Source organism: Rhodovarius sp. (assembly GCF_040399605.1).
In the GTDB taxonomy this organism is placed as follows: Bacteria; Pseudomonadota; Alphaproteobacteria; order Acetobacterales; family Acetobacteraceae; genus Rhodovarius; species Rhodovarius crocodyli_A.
The window spans coordinates 69,614-87,926 of sequence record NZ_JBBARU010000007.1 but is presented as its reverse complement, the minus strand read 5'-3'; the positions used below and the strand labels follow the sequence as shown (position 1 = coordinate 87,926).

General features: G+C 65.7%; 19 protein-coding genes, 1 pseudogene and 2 riboswitches. Of the genes and pseudogenes, 12 read left to right on the top strand and 8 right to left on the bottom strand.

The window, feature by feature from the left end; translation table 11 throughout:
• Positions 1 to 189 (top strand): annotated as a pseudogene (locus ABWP84_RS04150) (hypothetical protein); the annotation flags it as partial.
• The gene (locus tag ABWP84_RS04145) at positions 186 to 1,490 is read left to right on the top strand and encodes an MmgE/PrpD family protein (RefSeq protein ID WP_353210733.1); all 1,305 of its coding nucleotides are present in this window, start codon (positions 186 to 188) and stop codon (positions 1,488 to 1,490) included. The pseudogene ABWP84_RS04150 and the gene ABWP84_RS04145, both read left to right, overlap by 4 nt.
• A 257-nt stretch (positions 1,491 to 1,747) precedes the next feature.
• Here ABWP84_RS04145 and ABWP84_RS04140 read toward each other — a convergent pair whose 3' ends face one another.
• A complete protein-coding gene (locus ABWP84_RS04140; protein WP_353210732.1) occupies positions 1,748 to 2,734 on the bottom strand; it encodes a hypothetical protein in 987 nt (328 codons plus the stop codon).
• Positions 2,735 to 2,993: 259 nt separating this feature from the next.
• A riboswitch (SAM riboswitch) is annotated at positions 2,994 to 3,073 on the top strand.
• Between the two features lie 60 nt (positions 3,074 to 3,133).
• On the opposite strand from ABWP84_RS04140, the gene metZ reads away from it, so the two are divergent.
• A complete protein-coding gene (gene metZ, locus ABWP84_RS04135) occupies positions 3,134 to 4,336 on the top strand; it encodes an O-succinylhomoserine sulfhydrylase (RefSeq protein ID WP_353210731.1) in 1,203 nt (400 codons plus the stop codon).
• A gap of 88 nt (positions 4,337 to 4,424) precedes the next feature.
• The gene (gene apaG, locus ABWP84_RS04130; RefSeq protein ID WP_353210730.1) at positions 4,425 to 4,838 is read left to right on the top strand and encodes a Co2+/Mg2+ efflux protein ApaG; all 414 of its coding nucleotides are present in this window, start codon (positions 4,425 to 4,427) and stop codon (positions 4,836 to 4,838) included.
• Between the two features lie 11 nt (positions 4,839 to 4,849).
• Here the strand turns inward: apaG and rnhA are convergent, their stop codons facing one another.
• The 3 genes from rnhA to ispH are packed head-to-tail and all read right to left on the bottom strand — an operon-like array spanning position 4,850 to position 7,240.
• Positions 4,850 to 5,287, bottom strand: coding sequence for a ribonuclease HI (gene rnhA, locus ABWP84_RS04125; RefSeq protein ID WP_353210729.1), 438 nt, complete (start codon positions 5,285 to 5,287; stop codon positions 4,850 to 4,852).
• A complete protein-coding gene (locus tag ABWP84_RS04120; RefSeq protein ID WP_353210728.1) occupies positions 5,280 to 6,254 on the bottom strand; it encodes a homoserine kinase in 975 nt (324 codons plus the stop codon). The genes rnhA and ABWP84_RS04120 overlap by 8 nt, the downstream gene beginning before the upstream one ends.
• Before the next feature lie 17 nt (positions 6,255 to 6,271).
• Positions 6,272 to 7,240: a 4-hydroxy-3-methylbut-2-enyl diphosphate reductase gene (ispH, locus tag ABWP84_RS04115; protein WP_353210727.1), complete on the bottom strand. Its 969-nt coding sequence runs from the start codon at positions 7,238 to 7,240 to the stop codon at positions 6,272 to 6,274.
• Positions 7,241 to 7,336: 96 nt separating this feature from the next.
• Here ispH and ABWP84_RS04110 point away from each other — a divergent pair, with 96 nt between their 5' ends.
• The 6 genes from ABWP84_RS04110 (at position 7,337) to ABWP84_RS04085 (ending at position 13,925) form a co-directional block, all read left to right on the top strand.
• Positions 7,337 to 7,867, top strand: a complete 531-nt coding sequence (locus tag ABWP84_RS04110; protein ID WP_353210726.1) for a hypothetical protein — start codon at positions 7,337 to 7,339, stop codon at positions 7,865 to 7,867.
• 385 nt (positions 7,868 to 8,252) lie between these two features.
• A riboswitch (glycine riboswitch) is annotated at positions 8,253 to 8,346 on the top strand.
• A gap of 175 nt (positions 8,347 to 8,521) precedes the next feature.
• Positions 8,522 to 9,613, top strand: a complete 1,092-nt coding sequence (gene gcvT, locus ABWP84_RS04105) for a glycine cleavage system aminomethyltransferase GcvT (protein ID WP_353210725.1) — start codon at positions 8,522 to 8,524, stop codon at positions 9,611 to 9,613.
• Between the two features lie 12 nt (positions 9,614 to 9,625).
• The gene (gene gcvH / locus ABWP84_RS04100; RefSeq protein WP_353210724.1) at positions 9,626 to 9,997 is read left to right on the top strand and encodes a glycine cleavage system protein GcvH; all 372 of its coding nucleotides are present in this window, start codon (positions 9,626 to 9,628) and stop codon (positions 9,995 to 9,997) included.
• Complete coding sequence (gene gcvP / locus ABWP84_RS04095) at positions 9,997 to 12,873, top strand: aminomethyl-transferring glycine dehydrogenase (protein ID WP_353210723.1); 2,877 nt, start codon at positions 9,997 to 9,999, stop codon at positions 12,871 to 12,873. Before gcvH ends, gcvP begins: the two co-directional genes overlap by 1 nt.
• 9 nt (positions 12,874 to 12,882) lie before the next feature.
• The gene (locus tag ABWP84_RS04090) at positions 12,883 to 13,473 is read left to right on the top strand and encodes an NUDIX hydrolase (RefSeq protein ID WP_353210722.1); all 591 of its coding nucleotides are present in this window, start codon (positions 12,883 to 12,885) and stop codon (positions 13,471 to 13,473) included.
• A gap of 2 nt (positions 13,474 to 13,475) precedes the next feature.
• Positions 13,476 to 13,925, top strand: a complete 450-nt coding sequence (locus tag ABWP84_RS04085) for a GNAT family N-acetyltransferase (RefSeq protein ID WP_353210721.1) — start codon at positions 13,476 to 13,478, stop codon at positions 13,923 to 13,925.
• A 256-nt stretch (positions 13,926 to 14,181) separates the two neighbouring features.
• On the opposite strand, the gene rsmD is transcribed toward ABWP84_RS04085, so the two are convergent.
• The 3 genes from rsmD to ABWP84_RS04070 are packed head-to-tail and all read right to left on the bottom strand — an operon-like array spanning position 14,182 to position 16,227.
• A complete protein-coding gene (gene rsmD, locus ABWP84_RS04080) occupies positions 14,182 to 14,733 on the bottom strand; it encodes a 16S rRNA (guanine(966)-N(2))-methyltransferase RsmD (RefSeq protein WP_353210720.1) in 552 nt (183 codons plus the stop codon).
• Entirely contained in the window at positions 14,730 to 15,518 is a 789-nt protein-coding gene (locus ABWP84_RS04075) for a pseudouridine synthase (protein ID WP_353210719.1), read from the bottom strand. The genes rsmD and ABWP84_RS04075 overlap by 4 nt, the downstream gene beginning before the upstream one ends.
• Complete coding sequence (locus ABWP84_RS04070; protein WP_353210718.1) at positions 15,511 to 16,227, bottom strand: gamma-glutamyl-gamma-aminobutyrate hydrolase family protein; 717 nt, start codon at positions 16,225 to 16,227, stop codon at positions 15,511 to 15,513. Before ABWP84_RS04070 ends, ABWP84_RS04075 begins: the two co-directional genes overlap by 8 nt.
• 56 nt (positions 16,228 to 16,283) lie before the next feature.
• Here ABWP84_RS04070 and ABWP84_RS04065 point away from each other — a divergent pair, with 56 nt between their 5' ends.
• Both ABWP84_RS04065 and ABWP84_RS04060 read left to right on the top strand, forming a co-directional pair.
• Positions 16,284 to 16,715: a nucleoside deaminase gene (locus ABWP84_RS04065; RefSeq protein ID WP_353210717.1), complete on the top strand. Its 432-nt coding sequence runs from the start codon at positions 16,284 to 16,286 to the stop codon at positions 16,713 to 16,715.
• Positions 16,716 to 16,798: 83 nt separating this feature from the next.
• Positions 16,799 to 17,536, top strand: coding sequence for a serine protease (locus tag ABWP84_RS04060; protein ID WP_353210716.1), 738 nt, complete (start codon positions 16,799 to 16,801; stop codon positions 17,534 to 17,536).
• Between the two features lies 1 nt (position 17,537).
• Here ABWP84_RS04060 and ABWP84_RS04055 read toward each other — a convergent pair whose 3' ends face one another.
• Positions 17,538 to 18,305 carry an SDR family oxidoreductase gene (locus tag ABWP84_RS04055; protein WP_353210715.1) on the bottom strand — a complete coding sequence of 256 codons (768 nt, stop codon included), beginning with the start codon at positions 18,303 to 18,305 and terminating at the stop codon, positions 17,538 to 17,540.
• Positions 18,306 to 18,313 lie beyond the last annotated feature (8 nt).

Genomic DNA, 18,313 nt, shown 5'->3' with positions numbered 1-18,313 from the left:
GTTGTGGCCTCTAACCCGCTGCTCGGCGCGCCCAATACCTTGGTCACGCCGCATAGTGCAGCCGGCACGGTGCAGGGCATGCAGCGCATGGGGCTCTCCTGCGTGGAGAGCATCATCGGCCATTTCAACGGCACGCTGGACCAGGAAATGGTCATCAACCGCGAGGTGCTGCGGCGCAATACGCAATGAACCCGCTGCTGATCCTGGCCGAGCATGCCGCGCGGGTGGAAGCACCCGCGCATCATGTGCGCCGCGCCATGGTGGATTGGTTCGCCTGCGTTTCGGCCGGCGCGGTGCATCCGCCGGCCACGCTGATGGCCCGTGCCTTGGCCGAGGAGCGCGGGGCGGGGCGGGCGATGTCCTATGTGGATGGCCAGCTCTCGGGCATTCGCCATGCTGCGCTGCTGAATGCGGTGGCGGCGCATATTGTCGAGTTCGATGATATCCATCGCGACAGTGGTCATCATCCTGGCAGCGTGACCATCGCCGCGGCATTGGCGGCGGCGCAGCATCACAATGCCTCGCTGGAAACGCTGCACCGCGCCATCACGGCGGGCTATGAGGTGGCGTGCCGCATCGGCATGGCGGTGACGCCGAGCCATTACCGCTTCTGGCACACCACCGGCACTGTCGGCACCATGGGCGCCGCTGCTGCGGTGGCGGTGGTGTTGGGCTGCGATGCCACGCGCATCGCCCATGCGGTGGCGCTGGCCACCACCATGACGGGTGGGTTGCAGCAGGCGTTTCGCGGTGATGGCATGAGCAAGCCCTTGCATCCCGGCCATGCGGCTGAGGCCGGCGCGCTGGCCGCAATGTCGGCCGCTGCGGGCATGACGGGTGCCTTGGATGTGCTGCATGGGCCGGTGGGTTTTGCGGCGGCGACGTCCAAGGATACCGGCAATTGGGAGCAGGCGCTGGCCGGGCTGGATGGGCCGGCGCTGATCTCGGCCATGACTTTTAAGAACCATGGCTGCTGCGGACATATTTTTCCGGCGCTGGATGCGATGATTGCGCTCAGGGCCGCGCATCGTTTCGCGGTGGAGGATATCGCCGCCATTCATATCGGCGGCTACACCGCGACCAAGGATGTCTGTGACCGGCCGGAGGCGCAGACTGAGCAGGAATGCCGCTTCTCGGCGCAATATTGCATGGGCGCGCTGCTGGAGATTGGTGCGGTGCGCCAGGCGGCCTTCTCGCCTGAGAATCTGGCCAGCCCGGCCATTCGCGCCATTATGCCGCGCGTTTCGGTCAGCCTGGACCCTGGGCTGGCGCAGGCCTATCCGCGGCAGCGAGCGGCCAATCTGACCGTGACGCTGCGCGATAACCGGACGCTGACGCAGTATCAGCCGACCCGGAAGGGTGACCCGGATATGCCGCTCTCCGATGGCGAATTGTCGGAGAAGTTCACCGAGCTGGCTGCCCCGGTTTTGGGCAATCTGCCTGCGGCGGCGCTGCTGGAGCGTCTGTGGCAGGGGCATAGCCTGCCATAAGGCGCAGGCGTGGTGTCAGGGTTTGACGACGACCCCGTTTGGCGTAACGCATTGATGTTGTTTTCGGACAAATTGCCTGGCGAGGGTGCGGGCGGGTGGTTTTGGTAAAGATGTTGTTTGCGGACAAATTCGCCCCGGGCGCGGTTGAGCGTGCCGGGGCGGCGTGGGGCGGGTGCGATTGTCAAACAACACCCTTGAAGAAATAAGACAAAATACCTAAAATGTCAAGCCGGGAGTGCCCTCCTGGCCCGCTGGCCTTATCGGGCGGCGTTCTGGGCGGCGGCGGCCTGGAGGGCCTGTTCGGCCTGGAGCAACTTCACCCTGGCTTCGAGCAATGCAGCCTGCTGCTGGACCAATTGGGCGTCGTTGGTCGTTTGCTGCACCCGCAGCGTCAGCGCCCCGGACAGCGCCGTGGTGAAGGCTTCGAGCGCTTTGGTGGGCATTCTGGCCAGGGCGAGTGCCGAACTCGGCTGATCGATCTGGTGGCGGGTCAGCACGCCATTGTTGAAGGTCAGGGTATTGCTGCGGGTGACCAGGGCTGCGCCGACCAATTGGACACCTTCGACCCTGCTGGTGTCCACGATGGATAGGGCGAAGCGGTTGGCCAGTGGGGTCGGTGAGTTGGGGCGGCTGATTTCGCCGAAGACAGTCGTCATGGGGCGATAGCAGAGGCTTAAATCGCAGCGCGGTGGGGTGCTGGCGGCAGTGGCCTCCCTGGGGGGCGGGATCAGGCGGATTGTCGCCATGTCCGGCAGCGCCTGGGCTGAGGCCAGTTGATCGGCGGTATAGGTGACCGAGAATGGGTAGGGGCTGGGTGGGGCTGGCGTGCCCGGAGGGGAGGGCGGCCGAAGCCCGAACCCTGTGAGGCCGCCCCCTTGACCTGCAAGGCGGGCTGCTTCGACGACGATTGCCCCACGCTGGTCCGTGATGGTGGCGGAGCCGGAGGTCAGTAGCCCCTCGGCGTTGACGGTGACATCGAGGCTATTGTCATCCCAGCCGGAGGGGTTGAAGCGGGCGCGGAAGCGAGCAGCAGGATCGGCCAGGATTATAGGGGTGATGGTGTAGGTGACGCGCGGCGGGGTAGCCTCAAGTTTTCCATCGATGCGCAGCACGGTGTAGGGCAGGCCATAGACGAGACCTCCCGCTTCGGCGCCGTTACGCGCTGCCGTCGGATCTTCCGTGAGAGGTGCGGAGATGGTGCGGAGTTCACCACAACCGGCGAGGAAGATGGCTGCGGCCATCATGCTTTTGAGTGACGCTTGGCGAAGCACGGGCTTTCCCTTCATTTATTTTAATGCAAATTAAAACAATTCTGTAGAAATAATTTTCTTAACGCGCAAAAAAGTCAACCCTGCTTACGCCCTCCCGTATCCCCGCCATCCCTCCCGCTGCCGCGAAACCCAAAACCGAAGGGGTGCAGGGGCCTTTCGGCCCTTGCTGGGGGTGCAGGGGGCAAAGCCCCTTGCGTTCCCTCGCACCGAGGAATATCCATGTGAACGGTCCCCCGGGGCTCCTCGCGATTTGTCCGGCCAGCTTGCGGCGAGGTGAAATAAGCGCGCTAAACAGGCCGATGCGGTGGGAGCACCATCGCCTCGCCCCCTCACCATCTGGGGGCCGGACGCCGTATTGATTGGGCTTGATCCATGGCACGCCAATTCCGACCCGCCACTCTGCTCGTGCGTGGCGGCCTTCGCCGCTCCGAGAATGCCGAGACGGCGGAGATACCTTATCTCACCTCAGGCTTCGTTTATGACGATGCCGCGCAGGCGGAGGCAACGTTTGAGAACAAGATCGAGCGTTACCAGTATAGCCGCTTTGCCAACCCGACGATTTCGATGTTGGAGGATAGGCTTTGCGCCCTAGAGGGCGCCGAGGCTTGCCGTTTGACTGCCACTGGTATGGCGGCGGTGCATTCGGCGATGCTCAGCCATTTGAAAATGGGTGATCATGTGGTGGCCAGCCGGGCGTTGTTCGGTTCGTGCCATTGGATCGTGGCGAATTTGCTGGGCCGTTATGGCATTACCCATGAATTCGTTGATGGTTCGGATTTGGAGGCCTGGGCCCGGGCGCTGTCTCGCCCCACGGCGATGGTGCTGTTGGAGACGCCTTCCAACCCGATGCTGGATTTGGTGGATTTGCCGGCGGTGGCGGCTTTGGCCCATGCGGCTGGCGCGCTGGTGGTGGTGGATAATGTGTTTGCCACGCCGCTGCTGCAAAAGCCGTTGACCCAGGGCGCTGATATTGTTGTTTATTCCTGCACCAAGCATATGGATGGGCAGGGACGGGTGCTGGGCGGCGCCATTTTGTCCAACAAGAAATGGGTGGATGAGGTGTTGCAGCCTTATGTGCGCAACACGGGCCCGGCCATGTCGCCCTTCAATGCCTGGGTGATTTTGAAGGGGTTGGAGACGCTGAAGCTGCGGGTGGATGCGATGATGCGTTCGGCGGTGGCGATTGCTGATTTCCTGGCCGAGCGGGCGGAAATCGCCCAGGTGCGCTACCCGTATCGGGCGGATCATCCGCAGCATGGCCTGGCGCTGAAGCTGATGTCGGGCGGTGGTACGCTGGTAACGCTGGAGCTGAAGGGCGGCAAGGAGGCGGCGTTCCGTTTTATGGATGCGCTGCAGGTTATTGATATTTCTAATAATCTGGGTGACAGCAAGTCGATGGTGACGCACCCCGCCACCACCACCCATTTGCGCATTGGCGCCGATGAGCGGGCGAAGCTGGGCATTTCCGATGGTGCGGTGCGGCTGAGCGTCGGCCTCGAGGATGTGGCCGACCTGATCGATGATCTGGCCGAGGCGCTGGATGCGGCCGCACCCCTCGCACTGGCGGCGGAATGAGGCTGGAGCGCGGCCTCGGTTTGGCGCTGGCCTCGGCGATTGCGGTGGCAATCCCGGGGCCGGTGGTGCGGGCCTGGTGCAGCGGGGCATGACCACGCGCCCGGTGGCCTATACTGCGACGACGCGCGGGGTGCGGGTTTCCGTGCGGTCGTTTTATCTGGAGGACCAGTCAGCGCCTGAGAGGCGGCAATATGTCTGGGCCTATCGGGTTGAAATTGCGAATGAAGGCTCGGTGACGGTGCAGTTGCGGGCGCGCAGTTGGTTCATCACCGATGGCCAGGGGCGCACCCAGCGGGTGCATGGCCAGGGGGTGGTGGGCGAGCAGCCTGTGCTCGAGCCGGGGGAGAATTTCGAATATACCTCCGGCACGCCGCTGCCCACGCCCTCGGGTTTTATGCGCGGGGTGTATCATATGGTCGAGGTTGTGAGTGGCGAGAGCTTTGATGCCGCCATTCCGGCCTTCAGCCTGGACAGCCCGCATCAATCGGGCGGGGTGCATTGAAGGCTTGGGGTTCAGCCCCCTGCCTCCTCGCGCGCCCGGGTGGCCAGCACATCGGCGCGTTCATTCATCACATCGCCATTATGGCCGCGCACCCAGCGCCACTCCACCTGATGGGGCTTGGCGGCGGCCAATAGGCGCTGCCAGAGTTCGAAGTTCTTCACCGGCTCCTTGGCCGCATTGCGCCAATTGTTGCGGACCCAGCCTTTAATCCAGCGCTCCATGCCGTTGCGGACATATTCACTGTCGGTGTGGACCACCACCTCGCAGGGGCGTTTGAGGGCTTCGAGCGCCATGATCGCCGCGGTCAGTTCCATGCGGTTGTTGGTGGTGGCAAGGTCGCCGCCGGTGAGTTCCTTCTCGGCGGCGCCAAAGCGCAGGATGGCCGCCCAGCCGCCGGGGCCGGGATTGGGCTTGCAGCCGCCATCGGTCCAGATTTCGATCTTATCCACCCACCGCCTCCGCATTTTCGGCGCTGAGGAAGAAGCGCAGTTTCCGGAAATATTCCAGCGGGTCCTTGCGGGTTACCATCGCGCCCGGCGGTGTATTCACCCAATCGAAGAGGCGGGTGAGCAGGAAGCGCAGTGCTGCACCCCGGCAGAGCACGGGCAGGGCTGCGCGCTCCTCGGGGGAGAGCGGGCGGATGGCGGAATAGGCCCGCAGCAAGGCCCGCGCCCGGGTGACGTTGAAGGAGAAATCCGGCTCGAAGCACCAGGCGTTGAGGCAGACCGCAATGTCATAGGCCAGGAGGTCGGTGCAGGCGAAATAGAAATCGATGATGCCGGACACCCGCAGCGCCTCGCCTGCCTCCTCCATGAAGAAGACATTGTCGGGGAAGAGGTCGGCATGGATGTGGCCCACCGGCAGCCCGGCCGGCCATTCGGCCAGGATGGAGGCCAGGGCTTGGTCGAGTGCGGCGATCAGCCCCGGCTGCACCGCATCGCCATCGGCACGGCAGCGCTCCAGCAGCGGAGCCCAGCCGGCGGGGCCGAGGGCATTGCGGCGGGTGGGGGCGAAATCGGCGCCGGCCAAATGCAGCCGGGCCAGCGCATCGCCCAAGGGGGCCAGATGCCCCGGCCGCACCCGGCGCGGCCAGACGCCGGGGAGGAAGGTGCAGATGGCTGCCGGGCGCTCGGCCAGGGCGCGCAGGGCCTGGCCGTCGCGCCCGGGCACTGGCGCGGGGCAGGCGAGGCCGCGATGCACCAGATGGTCCATCAGGCCGAGGAACCAGGGCAGTTCGGCCGGGTCCACCCGGCGCTCATAGAGCGTGAGGATATAGTCGCCAGTGGTGGTTTTCAGCGCGTAATTGCTGTTCTCCACCCCCTCGGCGATGCCACGGAAGGCGATGAGTTCGCCCAATGGGTAATCGGTGAGGAAGGCGCGGAGCGCCTCGTCCGAGACTTCGGTGTAAACGGCCAAGGGTTCAGGCGATCACATCAGGCGGCGGGCTGGGTGAGGGCGGCTGGCAATTTGAAGATGACCTTCTCCTCCGCCACCACCACCTCCTCGGTGCGCAGGTTATAGCCTTCGCGCAGGCGGTTCAGCACCTCTTCCACCAGCACCTCGGGCGCGCTGGCGCCGGCGGTCACGCCCACCGTTCGCACGCCTTCGAGCAACGCCAGATCGAGGTCACGGCCGCGTTGCACCATGATCGAGCGCGCGACGCCGGCGCGTTGCGCCACCTCCACCAGCCGCAGCGAATTGGAGGAATTGGGCGCGCCCACCACGATCATCAGATCGGCCCGGGGGGCAATTTCCTTCACCGCGGCCTGGCGATTGGTGGTGGCGTAGCAGATGTCTTCCTTCGCCGGGGCGGCGATGTCGGGGAAGCGCTGGGTGAGGATGCGCACCATTTCGGCCGTGTCATCGACCGAGAGCGTGGTCTGGGTAATGAAGGCGAGGGGCTGGCCTGCCGGGGGCTGCACGAGGCGTGCCTGCGCCTCATCCTCGACCAGGGTGACGCAGCCATCGGGCAATTGGCCCATGGTGCCGATGACCTCGGGGTGATGGTCATGGCCGATCATCAGGATATGGCGGCCGCGGGCATGGTGGTGCTCGGCCTCGCGGTGGACCTTGCTGACCAGGGGGCAGGTGGCATCGAGGTAGAACATTTTTCGCCGCTCCGCCTCGGAGGGGATCGATTTGGGCACGCCATGGGCGGAGAAGACCACCGGTTTGCCATTATCGGGGATTTCATCGAGTTCCTCGACGAAGACGGCGCCCTGGCGCTCCAGGCTTTCGACCACGAAGCGATTATGCACGATCTCATGGCGGACATAGACCGGCGCGCCATATTGCCGGATGGCCTCCTCGACGATCTTGATCGCGCGGTCCACGCCGGCGCAGAAGCCGCGCGGGCCGGCGAGCAGGACATGCAGTTGGGGCTTGGTCGTCGCATCTGGCATGGGTGGCGTCACTTCCGAAGAGGCTTGGTTCGGGGCATATGAGGTGTTCTACAGGCAGGGTCACGGGGTGGCCAGCCGTAACAGGGGGTATGGTTCATGCGCGCTTTGATGGTTTTGGCCCTGGCGCTGCTGGCGGCTTGCAGCGGGCCGCGCGGCGATGATCTGCTGGTGGCCTGCCCGATGCCCGGGCTGGTGCCCGATATGGTGGATTTGACGCGCTATCGTGACCCTGCGGCGCCGGACCTGACCAATATGGTCGTCGATGCAAGGCTGGTCGGCATTGCCAATGGCCGTTGCCGTGGCGCGCGGGATGACCGCAGCATCTCGGTGCAGTTTGGCGTGATTGTGCAGGCCGATCGCGGCCCCGCGGCGGGCGGCGCGCGGCAGATCAATATTCCCATGGTGGTGGGCATTACCGATTCGCGCGGCACATTGCTCAATCGGCAGGTCTTCACCCAGGCGCTGAGCTTCCCGGCCAATAGCACGAGCACGCGGCAAACCTCGGAGCCGATTGAACTGGTGCTGCCGGTTTCGGAGCAACGCCGGGGTTCGGATTACACGATTGTGCTGGGCTTTCTGCTCGATGAGTCCGAACTGGCGCTCAACCGCCGCCGTGGGCCGCGCTAAAGCATTTTAAAGCCTTGCTCCTTCGCAAGGCGACTCGGAAAATCCGTTAAAAAAAGAACTAGAGCCGTTTCACCGTCTTCGCTTTTGGTGAAATGGCTCTGTACCACCCTGCTGAAAAGCGACCGGCGAGGGGAAGCAAGATCGAGGGGCTTTACCCCTCGAGCACCCCAGCAGGGTCGACATGTATGTCGACGAGTTTCCTGCACCTTCATTAGATTATTGATTTTAATATTCATCAAAGGCCCAGGAAAATTGTTGACATATATGTCGACCCTGCGGGGTGAGCGCGAAAGGGCAAAGCTCTTTCGCTCTTCCCGCCGCCTGCTCTGCTGCCCCAACTGATCTTGCCGCGACGCGGGGCGGCCTGTATGACAGCTCCACCCGTGAAATCCACGCGGGAGAGAGGGGCTTCAAACACCCCCGCCGAAGGCGCAACCGGCCCCCGGAAACGCTCAGGCACCCAGGGCCGCGTGGAATAGGGAACTCTGGAAAGCCCGGCCAGCCGCAAGGCACCGGCACCGAAGGAGCAAAGGGCGCTGAGCGCCGCAGCCGCCGCCCAGGCGGGCATGCGGGGCGGGGCAGCCTTAATCTCTCAGGTCCATGGACAGAGGGGGGTCACGAAACTCAACCGCCACGGATGTGGCTGGGGGATTTGTGACCGAATTACCGGACCTGCTGGCAACACCGCTTTCTGCGCTGCACCGCGAATTGGGCGGCCGCATGGTGCCTTTCGCGGGCTATTCCATGCCGGTGCAATACCCGGCCGGGATCATGGCCGAGCACCTGCACACCCGCGCTGCGGCCGGGCTTTTCGATGTGTCGCATATGGGCCAGGCGGAGCTGGTGGGCGAGGGTGCCGCGGCGGCGCTGGAGCGGCTGACGCCGGCCGATGTGCAGGGCCTCAAGCCCGGCCGACAGCGCTATGGGGTGCTGCTGAACGAGCAGGGCGGCATCATCGATGATTTCATGTTCGCCAATATGGGAGAGCGGCTGTTTCTGGTGGTCAATGCCAGCCGCAAGCATGTGGATCTGCCGCTGATCGAATCGGTGCTGCCGCGCGGTGTGACGCTGCGCCCGCTTGCTGATCGGGCACTGCTGGCGCTGCAGGGGCCGGGGGCGGTGGCGGCGCTGGCGACCATTCTGCCGGATCTGGCGGCGTTGAAATTCATGGGCGTATGGGAGGGGCAGGGGATGGTCATCTCCCGTTCGGGCTATACCGGCGAGGATGGGGTGGAGATTTCTCTCCCGGCCGAACAGGCCGAAAGCTTTGCCAAGACGCTGTTGGGGCTGCCGGGCGTGATGCCGGCGGGGCTGGGGGCGCGGGATTCGCTGCGGCTTGAGGCCGGGCTCTGCCTGTATGGGAATGATATTGATGAGACGACCTCCCCTGTTGAGGCCAATCTGGTCTGGTCGATTGGCAAGCGCCGCCGGATGGAATGGAATTTTGCCGGTGCCGAGACCATTCGCGGCCAGCTTGACCATGGGGTGAGCCGGCTGCGGGTGGGCATTCAGCCGCAGGGCCGCCAGCCGGCGCGCGGCCATACCCCGATCCAGGCCGCTGGCCTTGATATTGGTGAGATCACCTCGGGTGGGTTTGGCCCCTCGGTCAATGCGCCTGTCGCCATGGGTTATGTCGCGCGTGAACACGCGGCCGATGGCACCCCGCTTGAACTTTTGGTGCGCGGCAAGGGGCTTTCGGCCCATGTCGCGCCGCTGCCCTTCCATCCTCACCGCTACGCCCGCTGAAAGGCCCCTGCCATGACTGACACGAAATTCTCCAAGGACCATGAATGGGTGCGCCTCGATGGCGGCGCCGCCATCGTGGGCATCACCGATCATGCGCAGAATGCGCTGGGCGATGTGGTGTTTGTCGATCTGCCCGAGATCGGCCGCGAGGTGGCCGTGGGTGAGGCGATTGCCGTGGTGGAGAGCGTGAAGGCGGCCTCCGATGTCTATGCGCCGCTGGCGGGCAGGGTGGTGGAGGTGAATTCCGCCCTGGTGGATAATCCTGGCTTGATCAATAGCGAGCCAACGGCTGAGGGCTGGTTCTTCAAGATCGAGCCGAACGGCCCCCTGCCGGATGATCTGATGGATGAGGGTAAGTATGCCGCCTTTGTGGAGACGCTGTGATGTCGCTCGAGGACCTGGCCGCGCTGGAAGACCATGGTGAATTCGCCCGCCGCCACATCGCCCCCACCGAGGCCGATATCGCCGCCATGCTCCGCCTGGTGGGGGCGGAGAGCCTGGAGGAGCTGACCGCGCGCACCGTGCCGGCGGCGATTCGCGAAAGCGACCTTTCCGCCCTGCCTGCGCCGGTGAATGAGGCCGCAGCCATTGCCGAGCTTCGGGTGCTGAGCGAGGCGAATTCTCAGGTCAAATCGCTGATCGGCCTGGGATATCATGGCACCCATACGCCGCCGGTGATTCTGCGCAATATTCTGGAACACCCGGGCTGGTACACCGCCTATACCCCCTATCAGGCGGAGATTGCCCAGGGGCGGCTGGAGGCGCTGGTCAATTTCCAGACCATGGTGACCAGCCTGACCGGGCTGCCGGTGGCCAATGCCAGCCTCTTGGATGAGGGCACCGCGGCGGCCGAGGCGATGGCCATGGCGCATGCGGCGCATAAGGGCAAATCGACCACGCTGGTGGTGGCGGCTGATTTGCATCCGCAGACGCTGGCGGTGGTGCGGGTGCGTGCCGAGCCGGTGGGGTTTCGGGTGGTGGTGGCCGAGGTGGCGGCGATGGCTCAGACCATTGCGGCGGAAAAGCCCTTTGCCATTCTGCTGCAATACCAAGGCTCGACGGGTGAACTGCGTGACCTGACGCCGGAGATTGCCGTGGCCGCCGAGCAGGGGGCCATTGCGATTGTGGCGGCGGACCCGCTCTCGCTGGTGTTGCTGACGCCGCCGGGGGAGATGGGGGCGGATATCGTCATCGGCTCCTCGCAGCGCTTTGGCGTGCCGCTGGGCTATGGCGGGCCGCATGCTGCCTTCATCGCGGTGAAGGATGGGTTGAAGCGGCTGCTGCCGGGGCGGCTGGTGGGGGTCTCGCTTGATGCCGCCGGCGCGCCGGCCATGCGCCTCGCGCTGCAAACCCGCGAGCAGCATATCCGGCGGGAGAAGGCGACATCGAATATCTGCACCGCGCAGGTGCTGCTGGCGGTGATGGCCAGCATGTATGCGGTGTGGCATGGGCCGGAAGGTTTGCGGCGCATTGCTGGCCGGGTCGCCTTGCAGGCGCGGCTGCTGGCCGGTGCGGCGGGGTTTCCGCATCGCCATGCGGCGTTTTTTGACACGGTTGTGTTCGAGACCGGCCCGCATACTGATGCGGTGATGGCGGCGGCACTTTCGGCCGGTTTCAACCTGCGCCGGCTTGAGGGCGCGGTGGCGGTGGCGCTGGATGAGACGGTGACGCGGGAGGAATTGGCGGAGCTGGCCGGCATTCTGGGCGGCATGACGCTGGGTGCCGTGGCCGGGGGGATCCCTGAGGCGCTGACTCGCCATTCCGCCATTCTGACCGCCGAGGTGTTCAACACCCATCACGCCGAACATTCCATGCTGCGCTACATCAAGCGGCTGGAAGACAAGGATGTGGCGCTGAACCGCAGCATGATTGCGCTGGGTTCCTGCACCATGAAGCTGAATGCCACGGCGGAGATGATCCCCATCACCTTCCCTGGTTTTGCCAATATCCACCCCTTTGCCCCGGTGGATCAGGCGCGGGGCTATCTGGCGATGATCCGCCGGCTGGAAGGATGGCTGGCGGATGTGACCGGGTTTGCCGCGGTGTCGCTGCAGCCCAATGCCGGCAGCCAGGGCGAATATGCCGGGCTTTTGGCCATTCGCGCCTATCACCGCGCCCGGGGCGATGCGCATCGGGATATTTGCCTCATCCCCAGCTCTGCCCATGGCACAAACCCGGCCTCGGCGGTGATGGCGGGGATGAAGGTGGTGGTGGTGGGCTGTGACAAGGACGGCAATATCGATGTGGCCGACCTCAAGGCCCGCGCCGCCCAGCACGCGGCCAATCTGGCGGCGCTGATGGTGACCTACCCCTCGACCCATGGCGTGTTTGAGGAAGCGATTCAGGAGATGTGCGCCACCATCCATGCCCATGGCGGGCAGGTCTATATGGATGGTGCGAATATGAACGCGCAGGTGGGGCTCACCAGCCCGGGCAAGATCGGTGCCGATGTGTGCCATCTCAACCTGCATAAGACGTTTTGCATCCCCCATGGCGGTGGCGGGCCGGGGGTGGGGCCGATTGGTGTGGCGGCGCATTTGGCGGCGCATTTGCCCAATCACCCGATGCTGGCGGAAGCGGGGCCGGCCACGGGGTTTGGCCCGGTGAGCGCGGCACCCTTTGGCTCGGCGGCGATTTTACCCATCAGCTATGCCTATATCCGGATGATGGGGGCGGCTGGGCTGATGCGGGCGACGCAGGTGGCGATTCTCAACGCCAATTACATCGCTGTCCGGCTGCGCGACCATTTCCCCATTCTCTATCGCGGCAGCGAGGGCATGGTGGCGCATGAATGCATTCTGGATTGCCGCGGCTTCCAGCAGGGCGGCGGCGTGCTGGTGGAGGATATCGCCAAGCGCCTGCAGGATTATGGTTTCCATGCCCCCACCATGTCCTGGCCGGTGAGCGGCACGCTGATGGTGGAGCCCACCGAGAGCGAGCCGAAAGCCGAGATTGACCGGTTTTGTGAGGCGATGATCTCGATCCGCGCTGAGATTCGCAGCGTGGAACAGGGCCGGGCCGACGCCCACGACAATGTGCTGAAAAACGCCCCGCACACTGCCAGCGAGGTGCTGAGCGATGATTGGACCCACCCCTATAGCCGCGAGCAGGCGGCCTTCCCGCTGCCCTTCGTGCGGGCGCAGAAATATTGGCCGCCGGTGAAGCGGGTGGATAATGTGCATGGCGACCGCAATTTGGTCTGCACCTGCGCGCCGCTCGAGGACTACGCCAACCAGCAATTGCAGCAGGCGGCGGAATAACGGGCCCAAATGCGCGGCGCCAACCGCAACCGCCTGACGCCGCCGGCACCGGGCGGGTGGGAGACGCTCTCCACCCCCAATGTGCTGCATGACCCATGGCTGAGGGTGGAGGCGGAGGCGGTGCGCACGCCCGCTGGCACCGTGCTCGACCCCTGGTGGGTGCTGAACCTGCCGGATTGGTTGGTGGTTGTGGCCATCACCCGGGATCAGGAGGTGGTGCTGGTGCGGCAATGGCGGCAGGGCGCGCGGGGGTTCATTCTGGAGATTCCGGGCGGCATCATGGATGTTGAGGATATTGACCCGATTGCCGCCGGCAGCCGTGAATTGCTGGAGGAGACGGGTTTTGCGGCCGAAGCCTGGCGGCTTGTCGGCGCATTGTGGCCCGACCCGGCGCGCAACAATAATCGCTGCCATGTGGTGCTGGGCATTGGCTGCCACGCTGTGGCAGCACCCCGGCTGGAGCCGGGCGAGACGCTGGAGACGGTGGTGCTGCCCATGGCCGATATCAGGCGCATATTGCGTGATGGCGACATGGAATCGACCCTGCACGCCACGGGCCTGCTGCGCGGCCTTTGCGCCGCTGGAATTTTGGAGTTCTGACCATGCCTGTGCTGCCCATCGAACCCCGTCACCGTGCGGCCTGGGACCGGCTTTATGCCGGCTATGCCGAATTCTACCGCGTGGAGCAGAGCGCGCAGATGCGCGACACGGTCTGGGCCTGGCTGCATGACCCGGGCCATGAGCTCGGCGGGCTGATTGCCGAGGATGCGGCGGGGCAGGCGGTGGGTCTCGCGCATTGGCGGCCCTATGCAAGGCCGCTGCGGGCGACCACGGCGATGTTTCTCGATGATCTGTTCGTGGACCCTGCGGCGCGGGGCTCAGGCGCGGCGCCGGGGCTGCTGGGCGCGCTGCGCGGCATAGCCAGGGGGCGGGGCTGGGAGACGATTCGCTGGATCACCGCCGATGATAATCACCGCGCCCGCACGCTGTATGACAAGCATGCCACGCGGACCTGGTGGGTGACTTATGACATGGCGGCTGGGGCGCCCTGAGTATTTACCAGCCTTGCGGCTTTGCAAGGGGGGTGGAAAATGCGGGGAAACAGAGAGTTGGAGGGGGAGGGGGAGGATAAGAGCGAAAGGGCTTTGCCCTCTCGCGATCTCCCACCAGGAAAATGATTTTCCTGGACCTTTGAATAATATTCAAATCAATAATTTAACGAAGGTGGAGGAAACTCAGTTTCCTCCTGGGGTGCTCGAGGGGCAAAGTCCCTCGATCTTGTCTTCCCTCGCTGTTCGTTGTGCCGCGTCAGGCAGCGCGCAGCACCAGCAGCCGCGCCGCGCCGTGTTTGCGGTCGGCCAGCACCTCATGCGGCAGGTCCAGCGTTTCATCCGCCTGCATTTCCAGGCAGAGAATGGCCCCGGGGGCGAACCAACCCTGGTCGGCCAGCGCCGCGAGGGCGCGTGGCAGCAGGCCGGCGCCATAGGGTGGGTCGAGAAACACCAGGCTGCAGGGGGCTGGTGCGCGGGGCGGGCGCGTGGCGTCGGTGGGTAGTAGGTTGGTGCGTGGGCCTTCGCGGCAGGTCTCGATATTGGCGCGGATGGCGCCCTGGGCCGGGCGGGAATTTTCCATGAAGGTGGCGTGGGCGGCGCCTCGGGACAGCGCCTCCAGCCCCAGTGCGCCCGAGCCGGCAAAGGCATCGAGCACCCGCGCGGCCTGCAAGGTATCGGGCTCTGCCCAGGGGGCGTGGGCCAGCATATCGAACAGCGCTTGGCGTGCGCGGTCCGAGGTGGGGCGGGTGGCATCGCCCGCGGGGGCCACCAGCTTGCGGCCGCGATGGGCGCCCGCGATCACCCTCACGGATGGCCGCGTTTCGGCGCTGCCACGCCCAATTGCTCGCGCAGCACCTTGGCATTCACCTCTTCAACCGCGCCCTTGGGCAGGGAGCCCAGCTGGAAGGGGCCATAGGCGAGGCGGATAAGGCGGGAGACCCTGAAGCCCAGATGGGCGAGAACGCGGCGGATCTCGCGGTTCTTGCCCTCCTGCAAGCCCATGGTCAGCCAGGCATTGTCGCCCTGCTTGGCGTCCATCTCGGCCGAGATGGAGGCGTAATGCACGCCATCGATGGTGATGCCCTGGGCCAGGGCGGCGAGGTCGTCCGGGTGGGGGTGGCCGAAGACGCGCACCCGGTAGCGCCGCAGCCAGCCATTGGCCGGCAATTCCAGCCGCCTTGCCAGCGCGCCATCATTGGTCAGCAGCAGGAGGCCCTCGGAGGTGAGGTCGAGCCGGCCGATGCTGACCACGCGCGGCAGGCCGGGGGGCAGCTTGTCGAAGACGGTGGGGCGGCCCTCCGGGTCGCGATGGGTGGTCACCAGCCCGTCGGGCTTGTGGTAGCGGAACAGCCGGGTGCGCTGCGGTTGCGCCACCGGCTTATTGTCCACCGTGATCGCATCATTCTCGGTCACGAAGGTGGCGGGGGTGGTGACGGGTTTGCCGGCGATTTTGACCCGGCCTTCGGCGATCAGCTTTTCAGCGTCTCGCCGACTGGCGATGCCGGCGCGGGCCAGCCATTTGGCGATGCGCTCGCCGCGTGCCTCGGGCAGGGCGTCGTCATCATGTTCGTCGGGGGGGGGGAGATCATCCACGGGCTGCATCCACGAAGGCGCGAAGAATGGCAATGTCCTGGGTATCGACCTTGAATTCGGGGTGCCATTGCACGCCGAGTGCGAAGCGATAGCCGGGATGTTCGATGCCCTCGATGACCCCATCGGGGGCGAGGGCATTGACCATGGCGCCGGGGCCGGGTGTGGCCACGGCCTGATGGTGCGCGGAGTTCACCGCCATGGCCGCGCTGCCCACGATGCGGGCGAGCAGCGTGTCGGCGGTGATGGCGATGGTGTGGCCGGGTTGGTCGCGCGGGTTGGGCTGCTCATGCGCCAGGGCATTGGCGATGCTGTCGGGGATGTGCTGGATCAGCGTGCCGCCGAGTGCCACAGCGAGCAGTTGCTCGCCACCGCAAATGCCCAGCACCGGCTTATTGGCGGCCAGGGCGGCGCGGGTAATGGCGAGTTCGAAATCGGTGCGGGCGGGCTTCAGGCTCACCGTTTCGTGCAGGCTGGTGTCGCCATACAGAGCCGGATCGACATCGAAGGCGCCGCCGGTGACGAGGATGCCATCGCAGAGTGCCAGGTACGCCGCCGCGGCCGCTGCGTCATGCGGCAGGGCAATGGGCAGGCCGCCGGCCTCGCGCACGGCGGTGAAATAATTCTGGCGCAGGGCATACCATGGGAATTTGGAATAGCCGCCGGGTTCTTCGGCATCCAAGGTCAGGCCGATGACGGGGAATTTGTGCATGGCCCTTGCTAGACGCTAGCAGCCCTACGCCGCAAGTTGCACGCATGCCATCACCCATGGATCATGCAATATCCGAGGCCGCCGCGGCCGCCGCACGCGGCGAAGTGCCGGTGGGTGCGGTGGTGACCGACCCGGCGGGGCGTGTGCTGGCCATGGCGGGCAATCAGGTGGAGGCGCTGGGCGATGCTTCGGCCCATGCTGAAATCCTGGCCCTGCGCGCGGCGGCGCGGCGATGGGGCGATAAGCGCCTAGTGGGCTGCACCCTGACGGTGACGCTCGAGCCCTGTGCGATGTGCGCGCAGGCGGCGGCGCTGTTTCGCGTCGGGAGGGTGGTGTTCGGTGCCTATGACCCCAAGGGGGGCGGGGTGGAGCATGGCGCTAGGGTGTTCAGCCACCCGCAATGCAACCATGTGCCCGAGGTTTTGGGGGGCGTGCGGGAGGGGGAGTGTGGCGACCTGCTGCGGGGGTTTTTCGCCCGGCTGCGATGATCGGCGGGCGTTTGCTCCGTAAAGGGTTTATTTGCCGGTGCTGTGGATAGTGCTGGCCTTCACCTGCTGAAGGCTGAGGTTCCGTGCTGTATCGTTTCGCCCTTGCCACGTTTGTGGGATTGCTGATGGGCTGTGCCGGCCTACCGGCGGAGCAGGCGGCCGGCACCCCCGCGCGGCGGATTGCGGCTGAAAGCCTGGTGAGCGTGCAGGCCAATGGGGTGAGCCTGGGGGCTGCGGTGGCGCTGGAGGGGCCGGGCTGTGATGGCGTGGCCCTGGTGACCAATGCGCATGTGTTGCGCCAGGCGGGTGAGGCTGTGGAACTCCGCCGGGGCGATGGCGGGGCGGCTGTGCCGGGGCGGGTGATGGCCATTTCGCCACGGATGGATTTGGCGGTGCTCTGCGCCCCGGCTGGGTTTGTGGCGCCGGCGGCGGTTGCGGGCAGCGTGCCGGCGCGCGGCGCGCCGGTTTGGGCGGTGGGGCCGCAGGGGCTGGGGCGGGCGGTGGCGCAGGGGCATGTCTTCCGCCCCGGCGCGCGCATGCAGGGCTTTGGCAGCGGCTTTACGGCGCATATGGGCGCGCTGATGGGGTTTTCCGGCGGGCCGGTGGTGGACCGGTCCGGCCGGCTGGTGGGGCTGACCACGGCGCTGGCGGCGCCGGGGACGGCCCCGGTAATGGCAGCGCTCACCGGGATGGATATGGAGGGTTTTTGGGATGGGGCGCGGCGGGAGGTTTTCATCCTCGCCGCGCCGGTGATTGAGGAGGAGCTGCGGCGGATTGCGCCTGGCGCGCGGCTGGCGATGGCAACCGCCGGGCCGCGCTGAATCAGAGCGTCAGGCCACCATCGACGGTGATGGTCTGGCCTGTCACCATCGCAGCGCCTGCCAGCAGAAACAGCATCACCTCGGCCAGATCCTCCGGCAGGCAGCGCCGCTTGAGCACCGCACCTTCGATCGACTCATGGCGGGCCTCATTGGTCCATTCCACCATCCAGGAACTATCCACCGCGCCGGGTGCTATGGCGTTTACCCGCACCTCAGGCCCCAGGCCGCGGGCGAGGTTTTTGGTGAGTGAGATCACCCCCGCCTTGCTGGCGCCATAGGCCATGGACGAGCCGGGCGAATTCTGCCCTGCGATGGAGGCGACGCTGACAATGGCACCGCCCGTGGCGCGCAAATGCGGTGCTGCGGCGCGGGCGCAGCGGAAGACGCCGAGTAGGTTCACCTCCAGCACCTGCTGCCACAATTCCTCGGTGATGAGGTCGAGCGCGGTGGGCGGGATGGCGTGGCGGGTGCCTGGGGTGCCGGCATTGTTCACGAGGTAGTCGAGGCGGCCCAGGGAGGCGACGGCGGCTTCGACCATGCGCGGCGCGTCCGCCGCGTCGGCCACATTGCCGGGGGCGCTGAGCACCGAAAAACCCTCGGCGGTGAGGGCTGCCACCTGTTCTGGGCCCCGCGGGTCATCGGCGAGGTGGTTGATGGCGACGCGGCAGCCGGCCTCGGCCAGCATGCGCACGGTGGCGAAGCCAATGCCCGAGGCGCCGCCGGTGACGAGGGCGGCCGTGCCTTTCAGGTCATATTTGATGCGGGCCATGGCGTGTT

Excerpts from the sequence above, each read along its gene's own strand:
- gcvH (WP_353210724.1), top strand. The coding sequence starts at position 9,626 with ATGACTGACACGAAATTCTCCAAGGACCATGAATGGGTGCGCCTCGAT.
- gcvP (WP_353210723.1), top strand. The coding sequence starts at position 9,997 with ATGTCGCTCGAGGACCTGGCCGCGCTGGAAGACCATGGTGAATTCGCC.
- ABWP84_RS04090 (WP_353210722.1), top strand. The coding sequence starts at position 12,883 with ATGCGCGGCGCCAACCGCAACCGCCTGACGCCGCCGGCACCGGGCGGG.
- ABWP84_RS04145 (WP_353210733.1), top strand. The coding sequence starts at position 186 with ATGAACCCGCTGCTGATCCTGGCCGAGCATGCCGCGCGGGTGGAAGCA.
- metZ (WP_353210731.1), top strand. The coding sequence starts at position 3,134 with ATGGCACGCCAATTCCGACCCGCCACTCTGCTCGTGCGTGGCGGCCTT.
- ABWP84_RS04140 (WP_353210732.1), bottom strand. The coding sequence starts at position 2,734 with ATGATGGCCGCAGCCATCTTCCTCGCCGGTTGTGGTGAACTCCGCACC.
- apaG (WP_353210730.1), top strand. The coding sequence starts at position 4,425 with ATGACCACGCGCCCGGTGGCCTATACTGCGACGACGCGCGGGGTGCGG.
- ABWP84_RS04070 (WP_353210718.1), bottom strand. The coding sequence starts at position 16,227 with ATGCACAAATTCCCCGTCATCGGCCTGACCTTGGATGCCGAAGAACCC.
- ABWP84_RS04065 (WP_353210717.1), top strand. The coding sequence starts at position 16,284 with ATGGATCATGCAATATCCGAGGCCGCCGCGGCCGCCGCACGCGGCGAA.
- ABWP84_RS04055 (WP_353210715.1), bottom strand. The coding sequence starts at position 18,305 with ATGGCCCGCATCAAATATGACCTGAAAGGCACGGCCGCCCTCGTCACC.
- ABWP84_RS04110 (WP_353210726.1), top strand. The coding sequence starts at position 7,337 with ATGCGCGCTTTGATGGTTTTGGCCCTGGCGCTGCTGGCGGCTTGCAGC.
- ispH (WP_353210727.1), bottom strand. The coding sequence starts at position 7,240 with ATGCCAGATGCGACGACCAAGCCCCAACTGCATGTCCTGCTCGCCGGC.
- ABWP84_RS04085 (WP_353210721.1), top strand. The coding sequence starts at position 13,476 with ATGCCTGTGCTGCCCATCGAACCCCGTCACCGTGCGGCCTGGGACCGG.